Below are 21,354 nucleotides of genomic sequence, written 5' to 3' on the forward strand. Positions count from 1 at the left end.
TTGAGGCTATGCTGAAGCTATGCAAAACAGGCCGAATGGAGCAAATGCTGCTCTGGATCGCTCTTTTGACCGCGCTGCTGCTGAATGCAGGTTCAGGGATCGGCTGCTGGACGACCTTGGGCTGCGACGCTACTGTACAGGCCGCAACACCGGCGGAACAGCTGATTCAGGAACAGGCGGAGCACCTGCCGACCGATCAGATTGAGCAATTTTGGACGAAGCTTGTGAAGCAGTACGGGGGCTACTTCCCGGAGGGGCCGGCACCCAAATTTATGGACTTGCTGACAGGCTCGAAAGACTTCAGTCTTAGCTCGATCGCCTATGGATTGTTTCGCTACTTTTTTCACGAGCTGCTGTACAACGGAAAATTACTGGTTTCCATCGTCATCATCACCATCTTCAGCATGCTGCTGGAAACGCTCCAAAGCTCATTTGAAAAAAACACCGTCAGTAAAATCGCCTACTCCATCTCCTTCATGGTGCTGATGATTATGGCGGTCAACAGCTTCAGCGTCGCCATCGGATATGCCAAAACCGCCATCAATGACATGATTCATTTCATGATCGCCGTCGTGCCGCTGCTGCTTACCTTGCTGGCTTCCATGGGCAATGTCGTCTCCGTCTCGGTGCTGCATCCGCTCATTGTGTTTATGATTCACGCCGTCGGCACAGCGATCTACTTTATCGTCTTTCCGCTCTTGTTCTTCTCGGCCGTGCTGCACATCGTAAGCGGCATCAGCGATCGCTACAAAGTGACGCAGCTGGCCAATATGCTTCGCACCGTCAGCTTAGGCTGCCTAGGCGTTTTCGTTACCGTGTTCTTGGGCGTCGTAACCGTTCAAGGGGCATCGGGGGCGGTAACGGATGGGGTAACGATCCGAACGGCCAAATATATTGCCGGCAATTTTGTCCCGGTAGTAGGTCGGATGTTCTCCGACGCTTCGGAAACCGTCATCGGAGCTTCGCTCTTGGTAAAAAACGCCGTCGGACTTGCAGGGGTTGTCATCATCCTGGTGCTGTGTGCGTTTCCCGCATTGAAAATAATGGCGCTCGCCTTCATATATAATGTTTCCGCCGCGATTATGCAGCCGCTAGGCGATAACCCGATGATCGGCTGTCTGGAGACCATTGGAAAAAGCTTAATCTACGTTTTTGCAGCGCTGGCCGTGGTCGGATTCATGTTTTTTCTTGCGATCAGCGTAATGATTGCCGCAGGCAACGTATCGATCATGATGCGCTGACAGGCGGAAGGAGGCATCGGAATGGAATGGTTAAGCGGATGGCTGAAGTCGGTGATCCTCGTCATCTTGCTGGCGACCTTCGTCGATTTGCTGCTGCCAAATCAATCCATGCAGCGTTATGTGAAGACGGTCATGAGCTTGTTCCTGCTTCTCACACTGCTGCATCCGCTGCTGACTTTATTCGAGAAGCACACGAACATGGAAAAATTGCTCGCGGACGCGTTGTTCCAACCGGGCAGTCAGCAGTCCGGCGCAGGCTCGGACGACGCGATGGCTTCCTTGCCGACCATTCAGCAGCGGGCCGATGCGATTCGCAGCTATCAGCAGAAAGAAACACACCAGCTGGTGCAAAACCAAGCGGCCGATTTGATGAAACGAAAAATCGAATCTACAGGGGTAACCGTGCAAAGCATTCAAGTGGAGACCGCCACAGATGCCAGCGGGCAGGCAATCATCAAGCAAGTCACAGTGTCGGTCGACCCGAAAGCCCAACCGCCGACGAGCAAGGGCAGCGCCGCCCCCAAAGCTGGCATGGAGCCGGTGAAGCCGGTTTCTGGAGTCACGGTGCCGGATATACAGATCGGGAGCCGAACTACGCCAGCCGTTCCTGCGGCACGAATGAAGGACAACACCGGAGCGGCTCTAACGCCTGAGCTGGAGCAGAAGAAGACGCAAATCATGTACATGCTGGAGCAGGACTGGGAGCTGAAGCCCGATCAGATAGCCTTATCGATTCAGCAAGGGAGGTGAACCAATGGGAGAAAAATGGAACGGATTCAGCAAATGGCTGGGCGGCGGCGGTCCTGGGGAAGAGAAGCGTAATCAGACGTTTCGCTGGCTGCTGATCTTAGGGTTGATTGGGGTAGCATTTATGATTCTCAACGCTTTTATTACGGTAAAAGATGTGGGCCCCATTGGTGAAGGCAGCAGGGCGTCGCCTCCGGAGGGAGAAAAGCCGGTGCTCAGCGCGGGGAGCAAGGAGCGCAGCTCCTTCCGCGAATACGAGGAGGCTTACCAGTCGCAGCTGAGGGACATTTTAACGAAAATCGTCGGCGTCGGCGAGGTAGAAGTGCTCGTGACGATCGAATCGACGGAGGAAGTCACGGTCCAGCAAAATACGAAGGATACGCAGCAGGTGACCAATGAGCAGGATAAGAATGGCGCCACCCGCCACATCACCGATGTTACGCGCAGTGGAGAAGTCGTCATGTACGAAGTGTCCGGCGGCGGGAAGCAGCCGCTCGTCACGAAATATATTAAACCGAAAATTCGCGGGGTAGTCGTCGTCGCCAAAGGCGCGGAGAACTTAACCGTCAAGAAAATGATCTCGGAAGCCGTCGAGCGCGGCCTGGATGTCCCGGCGCACCGCATTTCGATTTTGCCGAGAAAACAGTAAACCACATTAGGGAGGAATTCCAATGAACACCAAAAGACAAACCGTTTGGCTCGTATCGATGCTCAGCTTGATGGTCGTGCTGTCTGCTTACTACTTGTTCACCGAGGACGTCAACAACCTCGATCTCAGCAAGTCGAGCCCGAAGACAAAGGAAATTTCGATCAGCGCAGGGCAGCTGGATGGCAAGCAGCCGGCGGCAGGTGACGTCAAGTCCGACGCGAAAACTGATGCTAAAACAGATGCTAAAACAGATGCTAAAGCCGATGTAAAAACCGACGTGAAGCCGGGCGCAGCCGCAACCGACGCTTCGAAGCAAGCGACTCCAGCCGACGGAGCCGGCGCGAAAGCCTCCGATCCGAAAGCCAGCAGCACCAAGACGGACACGCCTTCGGCTGCGAAGCCGGATGCCAAGAGCCAAGCGCCTGCCGCTCAGCCGGTATCCAAAGCGTCGAACGCCAAGACAGAGGATGCCAAAACGCTCGAGAAAATGCAAACAACAGCCAAATCCGGCAGCGACTACTTCGTGAATCTGCAAATGAAGCGTGACGAAGACCTGGCGAAGCAAGTAGAGAAGCTGGTCACCATCATCTCCGATCCGAAGCAAGCAGCAGATGTAGCTGGCAAAGCGCAAGCCGACCTGGACCGCATTCAAGACATGGAAGCGAAAGTAACCAACCTGGAAGAATCGCTGATGAAAGACTTCCCGCAGGCGGTTGTGACTCAAGATTCGAACAAGTGGAAAGTAACCGTGCAATCGGCTAAGCTGGAAAAGAGCCAAGCGGTTAGCATCGCAGATCAAGTGATGAAAGAGCTGAGCATCACCGCCGACAACATCTCCATTCAGTACATTCCGTAAGTTGAACGATAGCCCTCAGAGTCCGACTTGCTCGGGCTCTGATTTTTTTTCAGTTCATAGGGAGCTTTCTAAGAAACTCTTTCCTAAAATGAACTTTGTGTTATAATAACATCGTCGTTTGTTTCAGATGCCTAAAGGAGTGAACCTAGTGTTTAAATTGAGCGAAATTAAAGAATTGGTCAAGCTGGTGGATTCGTCCTCCCTGCAAGAACTAGAGATTGAAAGCGAAGGCTCCCGCCTTTTTATCCGTAAACCAAGCAAAACCGAGCAGGTCGTCGTAGCATCGACTCCTGTACAGCAAGCGTTCCAACCGATCCTGACACCGCAAGTGCAAGCTCCTCAAGCGGGACAAGCTCCTGCGGCGGCACCGGCTGCAGCTGCGGCAAACTCTAATTTACATACAATTACTTCCCCGATGGTCGGTACGTTCTATGAATCTCCATCTCCGGGCGCGTCTGCCTTTGTTTCCAAGGGCAGCAGTGTAAAAGAGAAATCGATCGTCTGTATTATCGAAGCGATGAAGCTGATGAACGAGATCGAAGCCGAAGTGAAGGGCGAAATCGTAGAAGTGCTCGTAGAAAACGGCCAGCTGGTCGAGTACGGCCAACCGCTGTTCTTGGTTAAACCGGAGTAATCACCATAGGAGGATCCCCCCTTGAAGTTTCAAAAAATACTAATCGCTAATCGCGGAGAAATCGCCGTGCGCATTATCCGCGCTTGCCGCGAGCTGGGTATTTCCACAGTAGCGGTATACTCGGAGGCCGATCGTGAAGCGCTGCACGTCCGTCTTGCGGACGAGGCTTACTGCATCGGACCTACCTTATCCAAAGATAGCTATTTAAATTATACAAACCTGATGAGCGTGGCTACGTTAACAGAGACCGATGCCATCCATCCGGGCTATGGCTTTTTAGCCGAAAATGCCGACTTCGCAGAAATTTGCGAAAGCTGCAACATTACCTTTATCGGACCTTCCCCAGAAGCGATCAGCAAGATGGGCGACAAGTCCGTGGCCAAGCTGACGATGAAGGAGGCGGGCGTACCGGTCATCCCGGGCTCTGAAGGCCTTGTGGAAGACATGGACGAGGCCATTCGCCTCGGACGTGAAATCGGTTACCCGATCATCATTAAAGCAACTGCCGGCGGCGGAGGCAAAGGGATTCGTCTGGCCGAGAACGAAGAGATGCTGATCCAGCAAATCACGACCGCTCAGCAGGAAGCCCAAAAGGCTTTCGGCAATGCAGGCGTCTACCTGGAGAAGTATTTGACCGGCATGAAGCACGTCGAAATTCAAATTTTGGCCGACAAGCATGGCAACGTGGTGCATTTGGGCGAACGGGACTGCTCCGTGCAGCGCCGACGCCAGAAGCTGGTCGAAGAAGCGCCTTGTCCGGTGCTCACCCCTGATATCCGTGAGCGCATGGGGGAGGCAGCGGTTCGCGCTGCGAAGGCCGTGGATTATTCCGGAGCGGGAACGCTGGAGTTTTTGCTGGGTCAAGACGGACAGTTCTACTTCATGGAAATGAACACACGGATCCAGGTCGAGCATCCGGTGACCGAGTACATTACCGGTATCGACATCATCAAAGAAATGATTCGGATCGCAGAAGGCGAGCCGATGTCCTTCACACAAGCGGATGTCCAGATTAACGGACATGCCATCGAGTGCCGGATTAATGCCGAGGACCCGAACCGCAACTTTATGCCTTCGGCCGGACAAATTCAATTCTACTTGCCTCCGGGCGGCTTCGGAGTTCGTGTGGACAGCGCGGCTTATCCGGGCTACACGATTCCGCCGCATTACGACTCGATGATCGCGAAGCTGATCGTATGGGGCAAGGACCGGGACGAGGCCGTTCAGCGCATGAAACGGGCATTGAACGAGTTCACGATCGAAGGGATTTCGTCGACGATTCCGTTCCACTTGAAGCTTCTGGAGCATAAAAAGTTCTTAGCCGGTGATTTTGATATCAAGTTCTTGGAAGAGCATGACGTGAACGATCCAAACTCCTAGGAGCCAGTCCGGAGGAGGCTTTCTCTCTGCCGAACCGACTCGTAGAGCCTGGCCACTTCGTTGTCATATTTTTGCGAGAATGGTATAGTATACAATAAAGACAAGTTTTTAAGCCACAGGATACTTGGAGGAGGACCTTAATATGAGTATCATTGCTGCGGATTATGAGAAGACCGAGATGGGCACGATTCAGATCGCTCCCGAGGTCATCGAGATCATCGCCGGAATGGCCACGGTGGAAGTGCCGGGCGTTGCCGGAATGAGCGGCGGGTTTGCCGGCGGAATCGCTGAGTTGCTGGGGCGCAAGAACATGTCCAAAGGCGTGAAGGTCGAGGTAGGGCAGCGTGAAGCGGCCATCGACGTATCCGTTGTCATTGAATTCGGAACGCGTATCCCTGAAGTGGCGAGCGGCGTTCAGCAAAATGTAAAGAATGCGATTGAATCTATGACGGGTCTGAGCGTAGTGCAAGTCAACGTTCACGTCCACGATGTTATTTTCAAAGGCGCGGACAAGGTCGAAGAGGCGGAAGCTGCCCCTGTACAGCGAGTGAAATAAACCCATTATTGCTCGGTCGAACCCCCTACTTTACCGTCAGGGGGTTTCGTCCATATGCCCAGAAGGAGTCAGATTTCGTGATTAAAGTATTGGACAGGCTGCTGCTGCTGCTCTTTAGCTTTGTAATTCTAATCGCATCCGTGATTCTTTTATTTGCTGCTTTTGGACTGATTTCATTCGAGCAAGCGGGTACGTTTGCCCATAATGTTTATTACAATATGGATACCGCCATCGGCTTCATCGTCGTAACGTTGATCGTTGCACTGATCAGCATCCGCTTTATCTACATTTCGGTGCGCAGAGGGAAAGCGTCGGTGCCGTCGATCGATCAGCGGACGGAATTCGGTGACATTCGCATCTCGCTGGATACGGTGGAGAACCTTGCGCTGAAGGCGGCCGGGCGCACACGTGGCGTCAAAGATTTGCGTGCCAGGGTGAAGGTCAATCAATCAGGCCTTGAAATTGTGATTCGTTCCATTGTCGACGGCGAGAGCTCGATTCCGCAGCTGACGGAGGAAATGCAGGCGAACGTCAAGAGGCACATTGAGGACATTACGGGGATTCCGGTAGCGTTTGTTTCCGTGTTCATCGCCAATGTTCAGCAGCAGTCGGCCCCTTCGTTCAAGAGCCGCGTGGAATAGAGGTGAGCTCCCCGGATGTGGAAGCAAATTTGGCAACAGCTGTGGGAAGGGCACCGGGGTAAGACCGTCTGTACAATCAGCGGAGCGGTGCTTGGCATCATTTATTTGTTCTTCGGGCTGTGGAATATGTTAATCTTTGCATTGATCGTATATACTGGATATTATATAGGGAAAAGAATTGACCGGGGTGAACCGGCGGTTCCCGCAGAAGAGACTTGGCAATGGCTCATGGACAAATGGAGATTGTTCCGGTAAAATCCTTGGGATAACCAAGGATTTTTTTTGTGAGCCGATTAGAGCAGGAGGAAGTTAATTTACATGAGACGCAGATTAGCACGGGAGCTGGCGCTCCAAAGTCTTTACCAGATCGAAATGAACGGAACGACGCCAGGGGAAGCGATTATTCATGTCGTGGAGGAAGCCCGTACGGAAGATGAAGCGCAGCTGACGCGCGAACGCGACCAAATTACGCCGCAGCAAATCACCGAGCTGGTAGAAGGTACGCTGGGGCACAAGCAGCAGATCGACGGATTGCTAGCGGATTATTTGAAGGGCTGGCAAATGGACAGGCTGTCGCGGGTGGACCGGGAGATTTTGCGTTTAGCTACATATGAGATGGTGTTTCGGGATGATGTGCCGCCTAAGGTTGTCGTCAATGAGGCAATCGAGATGGCGAAGCATTTTGGCACGGAAGAATCGGGGAAGTTCGTAAATGGTGTGCTTGGCAAAATGATTAAGGATTTGGAGTCGCTACGACAACAAACACCGGAAGCCTAAATAGGGGAAGGGGAACGAACCGGCATGTCCGCTCAAGTTATTAATGGAAAAGAGATTGTCAGCGCCTATCGCGCAGAAATTAAAGAGCACGTGGAAGCACTGAAAAGCAAAGGCGTTCAGCCTGGCCTCGCCGTCGTGATCGTAGGTGACGACCCGGCTTCCCATGTGTATGTCCGCAACAAAGCCAAAGCTTGCGAAGAAGCCGGCATGCATTCCGAAGTGTACAAGCTTCCGGAGAACACGCCCGAGCAGGAATTGCTGGACCTGATTGAGAAGCTGAACGGCGATAGCGCGATCCATGGCATTCTGGTTCAATCGCCTTTGCCAAAGCATATTTCCGAAGAGAGAGTTGTTGAGGCAATCGCCGTGGATAAGGACGCAGACTGCTTCCACCCGGTCAATGTGGGGAATCTTATGATCGGTAAAGAAGGCCCTGCTCCATGTACGCCGGCTGGCGTGATCGAAATTTTGAAGAAGGTCGGCGTGGAGATCGCTGGCAAGCATGCCGTTGTGATCGGCCGAAGTAACATCGTCGGCAAACCGATGGCAATTTTGCTGCTTCGTGAGCACGCGACGGTAACGGTTGTTCACTCCCGGACGAAGAACCTGGAAGAAATTACGCGTCAGGCCGATATCCTGGTCGCAGCCGTCGGTAAACCGAAAATGGTGAAGCGCGAGCACGTGAAGCCGGGTGCGGTTGTGATCGACGTGGGGATCAACCGGCTCGAGGATACGGGCAAGCTTGCAGGCGACGTGGATTTTGACGATGTCTTGGACACGGCTAGCTACATTACGCCCGTTCCAGGCTGTGTAGGGCCGATGACGATCACCATGCTGCTGAAGAATACGCTGGAATCGGCGGAGCGAGCAGCAGGTGTGAAGGTCACCGTATAACGTATGAGGGACAATAAGCAGCCCATTTTATCCATCAAAGAGCTGAACCGGTATATCAAAATGATGCTCGAAGGCAGCGAGAGGCTGCAAAATGTGTGGGTACGCGGGGAGATCTCCAACTTCACCCACCATTCGAGCGGGCACATGTACTTTACGCTCAAGGATGCTGACAGCCGGCTGAAAAGCATCATGTTCGCTTCTTATAATCAACGGATGGGTTTTATCCCGCGGGAAGGCACCAAGGTGCTGGCTTGCGGGAATATCTCTGTCTACGAACGGGACGGGCAGTATCAGTTCTACGTAACCCAGATGCAGCCTGACGGGATTGGCAGCCTGTACTTAGCCTTCGAGCAATTGAAGAAAAAGCTGGAGGGTGAAGGGTTGTTCGCCCCGGTAAGGAAAAAGCCGATTCCGCGGTTTCCCAAAGCGATCGGCGTGATCACTTCACCGACAGGCGCGGCGGTCCGTGATATCATCATCACGCTGCAGCGGCGTCACCCTTCAGTGCCGGTTCTGCTGTACCCGGTGCTGGTTCAAGGAACACAGGCCGCGCCATCCATCATCAAAGCAATTCAAGAGATGAATGCGCTGGGCGAAGTGGATGTGCTGATTGTCGGCCGCGGCGGCGGGTCGCTGGAGGAATTATGGGCATTTAATGAGGAAGCGGTAGCGCGTGCGATTGCGGCTTCTAATTTGCCGATCATTTCCGCGGTGGGTCATGAAACCGATTTTACGATCGCCGATTTCGTGGCTGATTTACGGGCGGCGACACCAACAGCGGCAGCTGAGCTGGCTGTAACTCATCATATGGAGCTGAAGCAGCAGCTGACCTATTTGCAGCAGCAGCTATATGCGGGGCTTACTGGCCAATTGGGCCGCAATAAAGAACGTTTAAAGCGTCTTCAACGGTCACCTTACTTGACGAATCCCCGCAGGCAGCTGCTTCAGCAGCAAGCGGAGCGTCTGGATCGGCTGAAAGAGCAACTGGCCTATAAATTAAAGAACCGGCTAGCCCGGTCGCAAGAGCGATTAATGCGATCCGAGCGTCGGATGGCCGTCTTCAATCCGAAGGAGCAGATTGCATTTTCGAGATCCCGTCTGGAGACGGTGAACCGGAGACTGAGTCTGTCGACTCAGACGATTACGAAGCGGAAGAAGCAGGAGCTGATCTCGGCGATCCGTCAGCTGGACGCACTAAGTCCGCTCAAGATCATGCAGCGGGGATACGGTCTGGTGTACGACGAGAAGGAAAAGCAGCTGGTCAAGTCAGTGCAGCAGGTTCAACTCGGGGATATTTTGAAGCTGCGCTTAATTGACGGTCGAATCGATTGTCATGTTTGGTCAATGGAGGAGAAAACAAATGACAAATCAGGAACCAACAACGCCTAGCTTCGAGCAGGCGATGGATCAGCTGGAGCGCATCGTCGCACAGCTGGAGAGCGGGGACGTTCCTTTGGAGCAGGCGATTGAGCTGTTTCAAGAAGGAATGAAGCTTTCGCAGCTGTGCGGTCAGAAGCTCGAGCAAGTGGAACGCAAAATCGAGGTCCTGCTGGAGCAGGACGGCGGTATGGTCAAGAAGCCATTCCAGCCGGTTGAATGACATAAAAGGGGTTATCCGATGATTGTGGAGACTGGCATCCGAGATTATTTGAAAGAAAAAGCGACTTGGGTTGAAGCGGAGCTTGAACGTTCATTGCCTGCGGAGTGGCATATTCCTGGGGCGCTTAAGGAATCGATGATGTATTCGCTCATGGCCGGCGGCAAGAGGCTTCGTCCGATTCTGGTGATCGCTGCGGCTGAGGCACTGGGGGGCAGCGCCGAGGCGGCACTGCCGGTGGCATTGGCGGTGGAGATGATTCACACTTATTCCTTAATCCATGATGATTTGCCGGCGATGGATAATGACGATTTTCGCCGGGGCAAACCGACGAACCATAAGGTATATGGCGAGGCGATGGCGGTCCTGGCCGGTGATGCGCTTCTGACCCATGCCTTTTTTTCGGTTGTGCAGGCATCGCGGAAGCATGGGGTTCCTGCGGAATGCGTCGCTGACATTGTGGAGGAGCTGTCCCGTTTAGCCGGGGCACCGGGAATGGTAGGCGGGCAAGCAGCCGATATGCTTGGGGAGCAAGGGCTAACCAAGCTATCTGAGCTGGAGTACATCCATCTGCATAAGACCAGTGATTTGATCATCTTCTCGCTCAAAGCGGGGGGACGAATCGCAGGTGCGGATAGCGCCAAACTCCATGCGCTGGAGCGCTTCGGGCAATGCATTGGTCTCGCGTTTCAAATTCAAGACGACATTCTCGATTTAATCGGCGATGAGCAGAAGCTGGGCAAGCCCGTACAAAGCGACGTGAAGCAGCAGAAGGTGACCTACCCTTATTTTATCGGTCTTGAAGCATCGCAGGCGAAGGTGGAGGAGCTGACCCGTGAAGCGAAGCAAGCGATTGTGGACGGGGGCTTTGCGAATCCGGCCAGGCTGCTGCAGCTGGCTGATTTTCTGATGAACCGCGACCATTAAGTCAGGATCGGTGACAACGCTAAAATTCACTTTATTTTCCACTCGTAATTTGAGCGGTTTCCGGTCCTATGCTATAATGTCTTCAAGCAAATTTCGATAAATCTCTCCATAAGCTGGGGTCACTACTAGAGACAGATACGTAAGTTTGCACTATCACGTCATACCATGGAAAGCGGGGGAACAAACGTGCTGCTCGATCTAATCCATCAGCCTGAAGATCTTAAGCGATTCACAACGGAGCAGTTGGAGCAGGTAGCTGAGGAAACGCGGCAGTTTCTTGTAGAGAAGCTTTCGGTTACCGGCGGTCACCTCGCGCCTAACCTTGGTGTTGTCGAGCTAACGATCGCACTGCACTACCTGTTCGATAGTCCGAAGGACAAATTTATATTTGATGTAGGGCATCAATCCTACGTACACAAGATTTTGACCGGACGGAAGGATCAGTTCGATACACTTCGTAAATATAAGGGGCTTTGCGGGTTTATCAAGCGCTCGGAGAGCGAGCATGATGTCTGGGAAGCCGGACACAGCAGCACCTCGCTGTCGGCGGCGATGGGGATGGCCATGGCCCGTGACCTGAAGGGCGAGCATAACCGAGTCATTGCGATGATCGGCGACGGTGCGCTGACCGGAGGCATGGCGCTCGAGGCACTGAACCATATCGGCCACGAGAAGCGGAATTTGATGGTCATTCTGAACGACAACGAGATGTCAATTGCTCCGAATGTGGGTGCGCTGCACAATTATTTGGGACGCATTCGTTCGGACCGGCATTATGTGAAAGCGAAAGAAGAAGTTGAGCATCTGCTCAAAAAAATTCCGGCCATCGGCGGGACATTAGCAAAGACAGCCGAGCGCTTGAAGGACACGTTCAAATATTTGGTTGTACCGGGCATTTGGTTTGAAGAGCTGGGCTTCACGTATTTAGGACCGGTGGACGGTCATAATTTGCCGCTGCTGCTTGAGACATTGAAACAGGCCGATAAAATCATCGGACCTGTGCTTGTTCATGTCATCACAACCAAAGGCAAGGGCTATGCGCCGGCGGAAGCCGATTCACACACTTGGCACGGAGGCGGCCCTTACAAGATCGAATCGGGCAAAATGCTCAAATCAGCCGGTCCTCCGATGTATACCGAGGTATTCGGCAATACGCTGATTGAGCTGGCGAAGCAAGATCAGCGGATCGTCGCAGTCACACCTGCGATGCCGGGCGGCTCGGGCTTGCTCAAATTCGCCGATGCGTTCCCAGATCGGATGTTTGATGTGGGGATTGCAGAGCAGCATGCGGCAACTTTCTCAGCAGGACTTGCAGCGGAAGGCTTTAAGCCGGTTTTTGCGGTGTACTCGACCTTTCTGCAGCGAGCCTACGATCAGGTGGTACATGATATTTGCCGTGCGAATTTGAATGTAGCGTTTGCGATTGACCGCGCCGGCTTTGTAGGACCGGACGGCGAAACGCATCAAGGCGTGTACGATATCGCTTTCCTTCGCAGCATTCCGAACATGACGCTGATGATGCCGAAGGACGAGAATGAGCTGCGCCATATGCTGAAGACGGCAGTGGACTACAATGACGGTCCGATTGCGGTCCGCTACCCGCGGATCAATGGACTTGGCGTGCCGATGGATGAACCGCTGAAAGCGATCCCGATCGGAACTTGGGAAGTGCTGCATCAGGGCAGCGACGCTGTGATTCTGGCGGTTGGCCCAATGATCCCGATCGCACTGGAAGCGGCTGAACAGCTGGCCAAAGAAGGCGTATCCGTACGTGTGGTCAATGCGCGCTTCATTAAGCCGATGGACGAAAGCATGCTGCTGCAGCTGGCGAAAGAGGACATTCCGGTGATCACCCTGGAAGAAGGAGCCCAGATGGGCGGCTTTGGCAGCGGCGTATTGGAATATTACTCGAGCCAAGGCGTGTACGGGATGCGAATCAAAATGATCGGCGTGCCGGATTACTTCGTAGAGCACGGCTCGATTCCCGAGCAGCGGCAGGAGGTCGGCTTGACGGCGGAACGTCTCGTGTCCGAACTGCAGGCACTGGTACCTCGCAAGCGGCAGCGTGCATAGTACTATGGCTTAGCGCCAGCCAAGGCCGAGGATTCGAGGATTCGAGGATTCGCAACCTGGAAAGTAAGGAGCAATACATGGCCTCAGATAAAGTGGAAAAAGAACGATTGGATGTCCTGCTCGTCGAGCAGGGACATTTTGAAACAAGAGAGAAAGCCAAAGCCGCATTGATGGCCGGACTGGTGCTGGTCGACGATGAGCCGGTGGATAAAGCCGGAACGAAAATTGCCCGCACCGCCCGGATTCAAGTCAAGGGAGCGCTTCATCCTTACGTTAGCCGCGGCGGCTTGAAGCTGGAGAAAGCACTGAAGCATTTTCAGCTGGATTTGACGGGGGCTACCATGCTGGATATCGGTGCCTCGACCGGCGGCTTCACAGACTGCGCGCTGCAGAACGGCGCAGCTTATGTGTATGCCGTAGACGTCGGCTATAATCAGCTGGACTGGTCGCTTCGCAAGGATCCGCGCGTGTGCGTCATGGAGCGGACGAACTTCCGATATACGCAGCCGGGGGATTTGCAAGGCCCTCAGCCTACGTTTGCCTCCATCGACGTCTCATTCATTTCGCTCAAGCTGATCCTGCCGCCGCTTCAAGCTTTACTGGCTCCTGGGGGGCAGGTGGCGGCTCTCATTAAGCCGCAGTTTGAAGCGGGACGCGAGAAGGTCGGTAAGTCCGGCGTAGTCCGGGATCCCGCTACGCATAAGGAAGTGCTGCACTCGATCTTAACGTTCGCTCAAGAGATCGGCTTCGCGGTCCAAGGGCTGACCTTTTCACCCATTAAGGGCGGAGAGGGCAATATTGAATTTTTAACCTGTTTGAAAAACGGCATCCATGAGCCGAAAATAGACGAAGCGGCACTAGACCGCATGATTCGTCAAGTCGTCGAAGAGTCGCAAAGCATGCAGAACTCATCTCTATAGGATGAGTTTTTTGCCTTTTTAGAGGAGAATGACGGGGGAAGCACGAATAAATACCTTTGGATGTTATTGCCACACAGTACCAAGCAGGGGTGGTATCATGCAAAGCGGAGACGGATTCATCGTTATTTTGATCGTGCTGGGACTAGCCGCCTGGCTGTATCTTTATTCACGCGGTCGAATCAAGCGTACGGTGGAGGAAGGCAGTCCGTTTGACTTTTTGACCGGGGACGATGTGCCTGAGGATGAGGCGATAGGGCTGCTCGAAGAGGAAGGCTATCGGGTAGTTAGCGGGAAGCTGCGAATTCCGATTCAAATTATGGTCAATGATGAGGATGAAGTGCTGCACAGCCGGCTTTTTATCGATTACGTGGTGAAAAAGGGCAGCGAATACTTCACCGTTAAGCTGGCCAAGGAACGGAAGCCGCTCGACATGACGGGAAGCGCGATCCGCGAGCACCTGATGATCTATCAACTGCTGTATCCTCATACCGCCGGTGTGCTCTATGTAGATCTGGAAACGAAGCAGGTGGACAGGTTTATTTTTGACATCGATGCCGATGATGAGGAGTAGAAGCCTTCACTTATGATTAGGAGGATCCAATGAAAGCCCAACGACATATTAAAATACGCGAAATCATTACGAACGGCGAGATTGAAACCCAAGACGAACTCGTAGATCAACTGCGCGCCGCAGGCTTTCATGTTACCCAAGCGACCATTTCCCGAGATATTAAGGAGATGCATTTGATCAAAGTGCCGCTGGATGACGGCAGATATAAATATTCGATGCCAGCCGATCAACGCTATAATCCGCTGCAGCGGCTCAAACGGGCGCTGAATGATCATTTTGTTCATATCGATTATACGGAGAACCTGGTGGTGCTCAAGAGCCTGCCCGGTACCGCGAACGCGATCGGTGCGCTGATCGACAGTCTGGAGTGGAATGAAATTATGGGGACGATTTGCGGAGACGATACGATTCTGATCATCTGCCGGACCAAAGAGCATAGCGGGCATATCGTGAATCAAATTTTAGGAATGCTTAGCTAGCGATAAAAGAGGTGCTAAAATCATGCTGCTGGAGATGTCCATTCGCCACTTGGCGGTCATAGAATACGTGCAAGTACATTGTAAAAACGGGTTTCATGTGCTCACGGGGGAGACCGGTGCTGGTAAATCCATTATCATTGATGCTTTGAGCTTAATTGCCGGCGGGCGGAGCTCGACCGATCTGGTTCGGTATGGGAGCGACAAAGCGACCATTGAGGCGCTGTTTCACGTGGGGGCGGATCATCCGGTATGGTCCGTTTTATCCGGACTGGGAATAGAAGCGGATGCGGAAGAGCATCTTATCATTCGCAGGGAAATTTCGGCACAGGGCAAAAGCACGAGCCGCGTAAACGGCCAACTCGTCAACTTGGCGATGCTGAAGGAGATCGGGGAACGTCTGGTTAATATTCATGGGCAGCATGAGCACCAATCGCTGTTCAATATCGATGAGCATATTAACTGGCTGGATCTGTTTGGGGAGCAGCACATTTTGCCGGCTAAGAAGGCGTATCAAGCGGCCTATGACGAGTATCAGTCAATCCGTAGGCAGGTGCGCGAGCTGCAGGAGACCAGCAAGCAGGCGCTGCAGATGATGGATTTGTACCGGTTCCAGGTAGAAGAGATCCGCTCTGCCAAGCTGAAGCCGGGCGAAGACGAATCGCTCACCGAGGAAAAGCGGAAATTGGCCAATGCCGAGAAGCTGTACCAATCCGCGGCCGACGCATACGAACTGCTTTATGGTGGTGCCAAAGGCTTAGATGCGATTCGGCGTGCTGTTCAGAAGCTGCAGGATATTGCGGCGCTGGATGCATCAAAGCTGGGCCCGATGGTCGAGCAGGTGCAGAACGCGTACTACCAGCTCGAGGATGCCGCCTATCAGGTGAGAGACTATCGCGACGAGATTGAGTTCAATCCGTCCCGTCTGGATTTTATCGAGCAGCGCTTGGATACAATCTCGTCTCTTCGGAGAAAATATGGGGAATCGGTAACCGATATCATAGCCTATGTAGAAAAAATCGAGCATGAGCTGGATTTGATTGAGAATAAGGACGAGAAGCTTGGGCAGCTGCAAAAGCAAGAGCAAGATGCCTTGGAGCGGGTTCTGCGGCTAGCGGCGGATTTGACATCCGTTCGGCAGCAGGTGGCCGAGCGTCTGGCCTCGGAGATCGTTGCCGAGCTTCGGGAGCTCCATATGGAGCGAACGCAATTTAGAGTGCAGATCGATCCGCTAGGGGAGTACAAGCTGACACGGGACGGAGCCGATCAAGTGGAGTTTTTGATTTCCGCCAATCCAGGCGAGCCGCTGCGTTCGTTAAGCAAAATCGCTTCCGGCGGGGAAATTTCACGGGTGATGCTCGCGCTGAAATCGATTTTTGCCCGGGTGGATCGCATTCCTGTGCTCGTGTTTGACGAGGTGGATACGGGAGTCAGCGGGCGCGCGGCGCAAGCGATCGCCGAGAAGATGTCCAAGCTGTCGGACAGCTGCCAAGTGTTCTCAATTACGCATTTGCCACAGGTGGCCTGCATGGCGGATGTCCATTATCGCATTCATAAAACGACCGACGGAGACCGCACTTATACCAATATTGATGACTTGGACGAAAGCGAACGGATCCATGAGCTGGCACGCATGCTCGGCGGGGTGGAAGTAACGGATAAAACGCTGCAGCATGCCCAAGAGATGATCCTGCTGGCAAACGATAAGAAGGCTCAACTGGCATAAAATGGGTTGGAACAAGCGTGGGTTCACTGTTAATGGTGGGAGCATTTTGGAGTTATAAAAGAAATGGCCGGGGGTTAACTTAAAGGTACACAAACGGCGGTAAAGCCTTACGGTGTAAGCACAAAGCTTGATTGGGCGGCTTGCATTCGTACTTGCGATTCCGAAATTCAGGTTTGCCGTTATGCCAAGGAAGCAAGGGAGCGTGAGCGATTTTGAGTTCCAACCAGAGGAAAAGATTGATTGGATTACTGCTCGTCCTCTTCGTTTGTTTGGGTACCTTTACCACCCCTTTCCGAAGCTTTGCCTCATTTCCTGAGGAGCTCCGACTGTTCACCGGACAGCAAACCCGATTGCAGCTTGTGATGCCGGTCAGCGCACAAGTGACGGTCAATCACCCGGAGGTCCTGAAGGTCAATGGGTCGGCCGAGCACTCGTTCCAGGTCGATCTGCATCAGCCGATCTCGCTAGAATCGTATAAAGCGGGACAGGCGGAGATGCGACTTAAGCTGTTTGGCGCCATTCCACTGAAGACGGTCAAAGTCAATGTCGTTCCGGACCTCAAGGTGATCCCAGGCGGTCAGACCATCGGAGTAAAGCTCAAATCCGCCGGCATTATGGTTGTAGGGCATCATTTGGTAGCTATTGCCGAAGACAAGAAGACCTCACCGGGTGAGGAAGCGAAGGTGCAGCTGGGCGACCTGATTTTGAAAATGAACGGGAAGCCGATCAATGACGTCAGTAAAGTCGCAGACATGGTGAAGGCGGCAGGGGAAAGCAAAACCCCGATCACGCTAACGATTCTTCGCAATAATGAAACCATCGAGATTCAAATTACTCCCGCCTATGACACGGTAGACAAAGCATACCGATTGGGGCTTTACATTCGAGATTCCGCTGCAGGCGTAGGGACGTTAACGTTCTATGCTCCGGATCAAGGCGTCTATGGAGCGCTGGGTCATGTCATAACAGATATGGATACACAAACGCCGATTATGGTCGGTGATGGAGAGATCGTGCATTCCAATGTCACCTCGATCTCCAAGAGTCAGAATGGGGAGCCGGGAGAGAAGCGCGCGCAATTTTCCAAAGAGAGCAAAGCCATCGGCAATATTGAGAAAAATACGCAGTTTGGCATTTTCGGTAAAATGTTTAACGCTCCTGAGCACAGTCTGATCAACAAAGCGCTTCCGGTAGCATTCGCCGAGGACGTAAAGGAAGGGCCGGCGCAAATCTATACGGTCGTCAACGGACAAAAAGTGGAGAAGTTCGATATTGAAGTCGTTCATGTCGCTAAACAGGAATATCCCGCCACAAAGGGCATGGTCATCAAAATTACGGACCCTCGACTATTGGAAAAAACGGGAGGCATTGTGCAGGGGATGAGCGGAAGTCCGATCATTCAGAACGGCAAAGTGATTGGTGCTGTCACCCATGTGTTCGTGAACGATCCGACCAGCGGCTATGGCTGCTTCATTGAGTGGATGCTTCAGGATGCAGGCATTATGCTAAGACCAACCGAGATGGAACAACCGGAAGAACTGAAGGCTAGTTGAGCTTCAGTTTTTTCTTTCATTAGGGACGAAAGACAGCTCGCCTTGTCGAATAGTGTATTATATTGAATGAAATTATTTATTATAAAATAGAATTCAAAAAAAATCCAGAAAAATAATATTCGACAGAAGGAAAATTGAAGTGCATGTCGAAATCATATGTTAGGTAAATAATGCTAAAGCCACAGCAATATACGAAGGAGGCGCTTATTTTGCAAACAATTGAAGTTCTATTAGCAGACGACAACCGAGAATTTACGAATCTTTTATCTGAATTTATCGATGACCAGGATGATATGAGGGTCACCGGTGTCGCCTACAACGGGAATGATGTCCTCCGGTTGATTGAGCAAAGCCAACGAGTTCCGGATGTGCTGATCTTAGACATTATTATGCCTCACTTGGACGGATTGGGCGTCCTGGAGCGACTGCGCGAGATGGATTTGAAGCCGCAGCCTAAGATTATTATGCTGACCGCCTTTGGTCAAGAAAACATTACGCAAAAAGCCGTTCAATTGGGCGCATCTTATTATATTTTGAAGCCGTTTGACATGGAAATTTTGACGAACCGCATCCGTCAGCTGGTAAGCACGAATCAGTCGATGCCGATGTCGTCCTCTTCGGGTCAATCTTTGAAGGCTAATGTCGTCCAGCTTCCAAAAGGAAAAAATCTGGATGCGAACATTACGACGATCATTCACGAAATCGGTGTGCCGGCGCATATTAAAGGCTACCAGTATTTGCGTGAAGCGATCACGATGGTGTACAACAACATAGAAATTCTTGGCGCCATCACGAAGACGCTGTATCCGGCGATTGCCGACAAATACAAAACGACCCCGTCCCGCGTCGAACGCGCCATCCGCCATGCGATCGAAGTCGCATGGACGCGCGGCAACATCGACAGCATCAGCCACCTATTCGGATATACGATTAATATCTCGAAAGCGAAGCCGACGAATTCCGAGTTCATCGCCATGGTGGCGGACAAGCTTAGAATTGAGCATAAGGTGTCTTGAAAGGGTTAGGAGCAGTTACATAAGCACTATTAAAAACCACCATTCAGCTCTAGGGCACGAATGGTGGTTTTGCTTTATCCGTTAGAACCGCTGCTGCTGTCGTCAATCAGCTTAAAGAACGCGGCCGGCAGCACAAATTCTTGGTTTTTTATTACAATGCGATTCAGCTCGGAGCTCTTGGCCTGGGCTTCTTTGACTTTGTCCACCTCTTGATGGAGGCGTTCCATCTGACGGTCGAGCGCCGCGGCAGCATCTGCGGCTTCTTTTAATTCTTGGAGCAAGGGGGCTGGCACGCCATGATTGTATTTGTAATAAATTTTGTGCTCCAGACTCGCCCAGAAATCCATCGCAATGGTGCGAATTTGCACTTCAATGCACACTCGCTCCTCCCTGTCGGACATAAATACGGGAATTTCGACCAGCAGATGCAGGCTTTGATAGCCATTCGCTTTGGGCTGCCGGATATAATCCTTTTCCTCCAGAATCCGCAGGTCGGTTTGGTTTTGCAGCAATTCCCGGATGATGTAAATATCCGACAAGAAGGAGCAGGTAATCCGAAGCCCTGCGATATCTTTAATATGCGCTCGAATGCTGGGGAGAGAGAGCTCACAGCCTTTGCGCTGCAGTTTATTCAAGATGCTTTCGGGAGATTTCAAGCGGGATTTCGTATGCTCAATCGGGTTATATTCGTGCAGAAATTGAAATTCTTCCTGCAAAATGTCAATTTTCGTTTCCATCTCATCCAGCGCGAATTTGTAAAGCATCATAAAACGGGTCACTTCGGTCCGGAACCGTTTCATTTGTTGAATGGTCAGCTGGTTCATGATCATTCTTGATGTGCAGACTCATCCAAAGTGTTAACGAACTCCTGCCTCGACGATTCGTGCAGCGCAGCAGGAGACTCATCGGTCTGGGCAAAATGCCGCAGCGCTTCCCTAAATTGCTTGTCGCTGATGGAGGAATCGTCAGCAGGTCTCGAATCGGTCGTGTTCATTTGCTGGTCTCCCTTTCTTCCTGGTTATCCTGATTGGTCAGCGAACGCAGCCCTTCACGAAAATCGTTATCTTTAGTTAAGGGGCCCGCTTTATCCCTTGGTTCCCCATTGGATGCGTCGGAGGAGCCTCCCATGCCGGAAAAGCTTCTCAGCGCTTTTCGGTACTCGTCGTCGCTTTGCTCCCAGTTGCGCGAGCTTGCCTGAGGTTTTCGCGGCGGCAGTGGACGGTCAGGCATGGAAAATTCTCGGATCGGTGCTTTAGGCATCGCGGGCTCGGATTCGGGCTCAGCCTGGATCGGGGAAACCGACGTTGAAGACACCATGTGGGTACCGGCTTTTTCTTCAGTCCTTGCACCATGCGGCGCTTGGTTTTCAGTCGCCGGTTTTTCCGGGGGGGCCTGAGAGGGCGCCTTGCTCTGAGCGGTCTTGGCAGGAGCGGACGCAGTCTTCGGCGGTGTTGATTTGGCTGCTTTTACGTTATACACGATTAAAAAAAGAACAGCAGCGATAACGACAACGGCAATTCCGTACAGCATAGCCCTCCTCCTTTGCTTAGTCCGGCATCGTAAGTTTTTTGGTGATTTCAGCCACACGTTTGCCAAGTGCTCTGCCTAAGGCCAAATCATTATCCTTGGGCATATTCATAGGATCGTCGGGTGACAGCTCTACTGGACACGTAACGCCAACTCCATAATAGGAGCCGTATAAAGCATTTTCGGGAATATTGCCCGGTAGGCCGACGATGATCATTCCATGATGGAGCATAGGGGTGATCAGGTTCAGCATCGTGGCTTCGATCCCGCCATGGACGGTTGCTGTCGTACAAAAGACGGCGCCAATCTTTCCAATGAGCTTGCCCTTTGCCCACAGATAGCCAAGTCGATCAATCCAAGTTTTGAGCCCCGCGCTGATCGTTCCGAAATGCCCCGGACATCCCCAAATGATCGCATCCATATGGGCTAGATCGTAAATATCCGCATCGCGGACGTGATCGATCCGTACCTCCGCATGCGCTACTTGCCTTGCTCCATCGGCGATCGAGCGGGCCAGCACTTCGGTATGCTCACTCTCACTGTCGTAGACTACATAGATTTTCATCCTTCTGCTCCTTTCGGCTAAAGCATTA

25 protein-coding genes are annotated in these 21,354 nt (G+C 52.5%); 21 read left to right on the forward strand and 4 right to left on the reverse strand.

Translation table 11 applies throughout. The annotated features are described in order from the left end of the window. The first annotated feature begins 8 nt into the window (after nucleotides 1–8). The 21 genes from spoIIIAE (at nucleotide 9) to spo0A (ending at nucleotide 19,234) form a co-directional block, all read left to right on the forward strand. Nucleotides 9–1,241, forward strand: coding sequence for a stage III sporulation protein AE (spoIIIAE, locus tag FPZ49_RS01990; protein WP_144842685.1), 1,233 nt, complete (start codon nucleotides 9–11; stop codon nucleotides 1,239–1,241). Between the two features lie 21 nt (nucleotides 1,242–1,262). Beyond that, nucleotides 1,263–1,991, forward strand: coding sequence for a stage III sporulation protein AF (gene spoIIIAF / locus FPZ49_RS01995; RefSeq protein ID WP_144842686.1), 729 nt, complete (start codon nucleotides 1,263–1,265; stop codon nucleotides 1,989–1,991). 4 nt (nucleotides 1,992–1,995) lie between these two features. Continuing rightward, entirely contained in the window at nucleotides 1,996–2,637 is a 642-nt protein-coding gene (gene spoIIIAG / locus FPZ49_RS02000) for a stage III sporulation protein AG (protein ID WP_144842687.1), read from the forward strand. Nucleotides 2,638–2,659: 22 nt separating this feature from the next. Next, a complete protein-coding gene (locus tag FPZ49_RS02005) occupies nucleotides 2,660–3,493 on the forward strand; it encodes a SpoIIIAH-like family protein (RefSeq protein ID WP_144842688.1) in 834 nt (277 codons plus the stop codon). 148 nt (nucleotides 3,494–3,641) lie between these two features. Next, nucleotides 3,642–4,127: an acetyl-CoA carboxylase biotin carboxyl carrier protein gene (gene accB, locus FPZ49_RS02010; RefSeq protein WP_144842689.1), complete on the forward strand. Its 486-nt coding sequence runs from the start codon at nucleotides 3,642–3,644 to the stop codon at nucleotides 4,125–4,127. 21 nt (nucleotides 4,128–4,148) lie between these two features. Then, nucleotides 4,149–5,507, forward strand: coding sequence for an acetyl-CoA carboxylase biotin carboxylase subunit (accC, locus tag FPZ49_RS02015; protein WP_144842690.1), 1,359 nt, complete (start codon nucleotides 4,149–4,151; stop codon nucleotides 5,505–5,507). 142 nt (nucleotides 5,508–5,649) lie between these two features. Beyond that, nucleotides 5,650–6,063 (forward strand): Asp23/Gls24 family envelope stress response protein, encoded by a 414-nt coding sequence (locus FPZ49_RS02020; protein ID WP_144842691.1) that lies wholly within the window; start codon nucleotides 5,650–5,652, stop codon nucleotides 6,061–6,063. A 77-nt stretch (nucleotides 6,064–6,140) separates the two neighbouring features. Continuing rightward, nucleotides 6,141–6,704, forward strand: a complete 564-nt coding sequence (gene amaP, locus FPZ49_RS02025; RefSeq protein WP_144842692.1) for an alkaline shock response membrane anchor protein AmaP — start codon at nucleotides 6,141–6,143, stop codon at nucleotides 6,702–6,704. Between the two features lie 15 nt (nucleotides 6,705–6,719). Further along, entirely contained in the window at nucleotides 6,720–6,959 is a 240-nt protein-coding gene (locus FPZ49_RS02030; RefSeq protein WP_144842693.1) for a DUF2273 domain-containing protein, read from the forward strand. Nucleotides 6,960–7,022: 63 nt separating this feature from the next. Then, complete coding sequence (gene nusB, locus FPZ49_RS02035; RefSeq protein ID WP_144842694.1) at nucleotides 7,023–7,481, forward strand: transcription antitermination factor NusB; 459 nt, start codon at nucleotides 7,023–7,025, stop codon at nucleotides 7,479–7,481. Between the two features lie 24 nt (nucleotides 7,482–7,505). Then, complete coding sequence (folD, locus tag FPZ49_RS02040) at nucleotides 7,506–8,375, forward strand: bifunctional methylenetetrahydrofolate dehydrogenase/methenyltetrahydrofolate cyclohydrolase FolD (protein ID WP_144842695.1); 870 nt, start codon at nucleotides 7,506–7,508, stop codon at nucleotides 8,373–8,375. 3 nt (nucleotides 8,376–8,378) lie between these two features. Then, nucleotides 8,379–9,764 carry an exodeoxyribonuclease VII large subunit gene (gene xseA / locus FPZ49_RS02045; RefSeq protein ID WP_144842696.1) on the forward strand — a complete coding sequence of 462 codons (1,386 nt, stop codon included), beginning with the start codon at nucleotides 8,379–8,381 and terminating at the stop codon, nucleotides 9,762–9,764. Then, entirely contained in the window at nucleotides 9,736–9,975 is a 240-nt protein-coding gene (gene xseB / locus FPZ49_RS02050) for an exodeoxyribonuclease VII small subunit (protein WP_144842697.1), read from the forward strand. The genes xseA and xseB overlap by 29 nt, the downstream gene beginning before the upstream one ends. Nucleotides 9,976–9,993: 18 nt before the next feature. After that, complete coding sequence (locus FPZ49_RS02055; protein ID WP_144842698.1) at nucleotides 9,994–10,899, forward strand: polyprenyl synthetase family protein; 906 nt, start codon at nucleotides 9,994–9,996, stop codon at nucleotides 10,897–10,899. Between the two features lie 165 nt (nucleotides 10,900–11,064). Then, nucleotides 11,065–12,972, forward strand: coding sequence for a 1-deoxy-D-xylulose-5-phosphate synthase (gene dxs, locus FPZ49_RS02060; protein WP_144842699.1), 1,908 nt, complete (start codon nucleotides 11,065–11,067; stop codon nucleotides 12,970–12,972). 77 nt (nucleotides 12,973–13,049) lie between these two features. Next, nucleotides 13,050–13,892, forward strand: a complete 843-nt coding sequence (locus FPZ49_RS02065) for a TlyA family RNA methyltransferase (protein WP_144842700.1) — start codon at nucleotides 13,050–13,052, stop codon at nucleotides 13,890–13,892. A gap of 97 nt (nucleotides 13,893–13,989) precedes the next feature. Next, nucleotides 13,990–14,463, forward strand: coding sequence for a hypothetical protein (locus FPZ49_RS02070; protein ID WP_144842701.1), 474 nt, complete (start codon nucleotides 13,990–13,992; stop codon nucleotides 14,461–14,463). A gap of 29 nt (nucleotides 14,464–14,492) precedes the next feature. Continuing rightward, a complete protein-coding gene (gene ahrC, locus FPZ49_RS02075; RefSeq protein ID WP_144842702.1) occupies nucleotides 14,493–14,942 on the forward strand; it encodes a transcriptional regulator AhrC/ArgR in 450 nt (149 codons plus the stop codon). A gap of 22 nt (nucleotides 14,943–14,964) precedes the next feature. After that, nucleotides 14,965–16,665: a DNA repair protein RecN gene (gene recN / locus FPZ49_RS02080; RefSeq protein WP_144842703.1), complete on the forward strand. Its 1,701-nt coding sequence runs from the start codon at nucleotides 14,965–14,967 to the stop codon at nucleotides 16,663–16,665. A gap of 212 nt (nucleotides 16,666–16,877) precedes the next feature. Further along, a complete protein-coding gene (gene spoIVB / locus FPZ49_RS02085; RefSeq protein ID WP_144842704.1) occupies nucleotides 16,878–18,218 on the forward strand; it encodes a SpoIVB peptidase in 1,341 nt (446 codons plus the stop codon). A gap of 209 nt (nucleotides 18,219–18,427) precedes the next feature. Continuing rightward, the gene (gene spo0A, locus FPZ49_RS02090) at nucleotides 18,428–19,234 is read left to right on the forward strand and encodes a sporulation transcription factor Spo0A (protein ID WP_144842705.1); all 807 of its coding nucleotides are present in this window, start codon (nucleotides 18,428–18,430) and stop codon (nucleotides 19,232–19,234) included. A 74-nt stretch (nucleotides 19,235–19,308) separates the two neighbouring features. Here spo0A and FPZ49_RS02095 read toward each other — a convergent pair whose 3' ends face one another. The 4 genes from FPZ49_RS02095 to FPZ49_RS02105 are packed head-to-tail and all read right to left on the reverse strand — an operon-like array spanning nucleotide 19,309 to nucleotide 21,326. Beyond that, nucleotides 19,309–20,058, reverse strand: coding sequence for a GTP pyrophosphokinase (locus FPZ49_RS02095; protein WP_144843052.1), 750 nt, complete (start codon nucleotides 20,056–20,058; stop codon nucleotides 19,309–19,311). 2 nt (nucleotides 20,059–20,060) lie between these two features. Beyond that, entirely contained in the window at nucleotides 20,061–20,228 is a 168-nt protein-coding gene (locus FPZ49_RS35290; protein ID WP_186445555.1) for a hypothetical protein, read from the reverse strand. After that, nucleotides 20,225–20,764, reverse strand: coding sequence for a hypothetical protein (locus FPZ49_RS02100; RefSeq protein ID WP_144842706.1), 540 nt, complete (start codon nucleotides 20,762–20,764; stop codon nucleotides 20,225–20,227). Before FPZ49_RS02100 ends, FPZ49_RS35290 begins: the two co-directional genes overlap by 4 nt. Before the next feature lie 16 nt (nucleotides 20,765–20,780). Then, complete coding sequence (locus tag FPZ49_RS02105; RefSeq protein WP_144842707.1) at nucleotides 20,781–21,326, reverse strand: NAD(P)H-dependent oxidoreductase; 546 nt, start codon at nucleotides 21,324–21,326, stop codon at nucleotides 20,781–20,783. Between the last annotated feature and the right edge of the window lie 28 nt (nucleotides 21,327–21,354).

Source organism: Paenibacillus cremeus, assembly GCF_007786445.1.
Taxonomy (GTDB): Bacteria; Bacillota; Bacilli; order Paenibacillales; family NBRC-103111; genus Paenibacillus_G; species Paenibacillus_G cremeus.

Excerpts from the sequence above, each read along its gene's own strand:
- spoIIIAE (WP_144842685.1), top strand. The coding sequence starts at position 9 with ATGCTGAAGCTATGCAAAACAGGCCGAATGGAGCAAATGCTGCTCTGG.
- spoIIIAF (WP_144842686.1), top strand. The coding sequence starts at position 1,263 with ATGGAATGGTTAAGCGGATGGCTGAAGTCGGTGATCCTCGTCATCTTG.
- spoIIIAG (WP_144842687.1), top strand. The coding sequence starts at position 1,996 with ATGGGAGAAAAATGGAACGGATTCAGCAAATGGCTGGGCGGCGGCGGT.
- FPZ49_RS02005 (WP_144842688.1), top strand. The coding sequence starts at position 2,660 with ATGAACACCAAAAGACAAACCGTTTGGCTCGTATCGATGCTCAGCTTG.
- FPZ49_RS02020 (WP_144842691.1), top strand. The coding sequence starts at position 5,650 with ATGAGTATCATTGCTGCGGATTATGAGAAGACCGAGATGGGCACGATT.
- FPZ49_RS02030 (WP_144842693.1), top strand. The coding sequence starts at position 6,720 with ATGTGGAAGCAAATTTGGCAACAGCTGTGGGAAGGGCACCGGGGTAAG.
- nusB (WP_144842694.1), top strand. The coding sequence starts at position 7,023 with ATGAGACGCAGATTAGCACGGGAGCTGGCGCTCCAAAGTCTTTACCAG.
- folD (WP_144842695.1), top strand. The coding sequence starts at position 7,506 with ATGTCCGCTCAAGTTATTAATGGAAAAGAGATTGTCAGCGCCTATCGC.
- xseA (WP_144842696.1), top strand. The coding sequence starts at position 8,379 with ATGAGGGACAATAAGCAGCCCATTTTATCCATCAAAGAGCTGAACCGG.
- xseB (WP_144842697.1), top strand. The coding sequence starts at position 9,736 with ATGACAAATCAGGAACCAACAACGCCTAGCTTCGAGCAGGCGATGGAT.
- FPZ49_RS02055 (WP_144842698.1), top strand. The coding sequence starts at position 9,994 with ATGATTGTGGAGACTGGCATCCGAGATTATTTGAAAGAAAAAGCGACT.
- dxs (WP_144842699.1), top strand. The coding sequence starts at position 11,065 with ATGGAAAGCGGGGGAACAAACGTGCTGCTCGATCTAATCCATCAGCCT.
- FPZ49_RS02065 (WP_144842700.1), top strand. The coding sequence starts at position 13,050 with ATGGCCTCAGATAAAGTGGAAAAAGAACGATTGGATGTCCTGCTCGTC.
- FPZ49_RS02070 (WP_144842701.1), top strand. The coding sequence starts at position 13,990 with ATGCAAAGCGGAGACGGATTCATCGTTATTTTGATCGTGCTGGGACTA.
- ahrC (WP_144842702.1), top strand. The coding sequence starts at position 14,493 with ATGAAAGCCCAACGACATATTAAAATACGCGAAATCATTACGAACGGC.
- recN (WP_144842703.1), top strand. The coding sequence starts at position 14,965 with ATGCTGCTGGAGATGTCCATTCGCCACTTGGCGGTCATAGAATACGTG.
- FPZ49_RS02095 (WP_144843052.1), bottom strand. The coding sequence starts at position 20,058 with ATGAACCAGCTGACCATTCAACAAATGAAACGGTTCCGGACCGAAGTG.
- FPZ49_RS35290 (WP_186445555.1), bottom strand. The coding sequence starts at position 20,228 with ATGAACACGACCGATTCGAGACCTGCTGACGATTCCTCCATCAGCGAC.
- FPZ49_RS02100 (WP_144842706.1), bottom strand. The coding sequence starts at position 20,764 with ATGCTGTACGGAATTGCCGTTGTCGTTATCGCTGCTGTTCTTTTTTTA.
- FPZ49_RS02105 (WP_144842707.1), bottom strand. The coding sequence starts at position 21,326 with ATGAAAATCTATGTAGTCTACGACAGTGAGAGTGAGCATACCGAAGTG.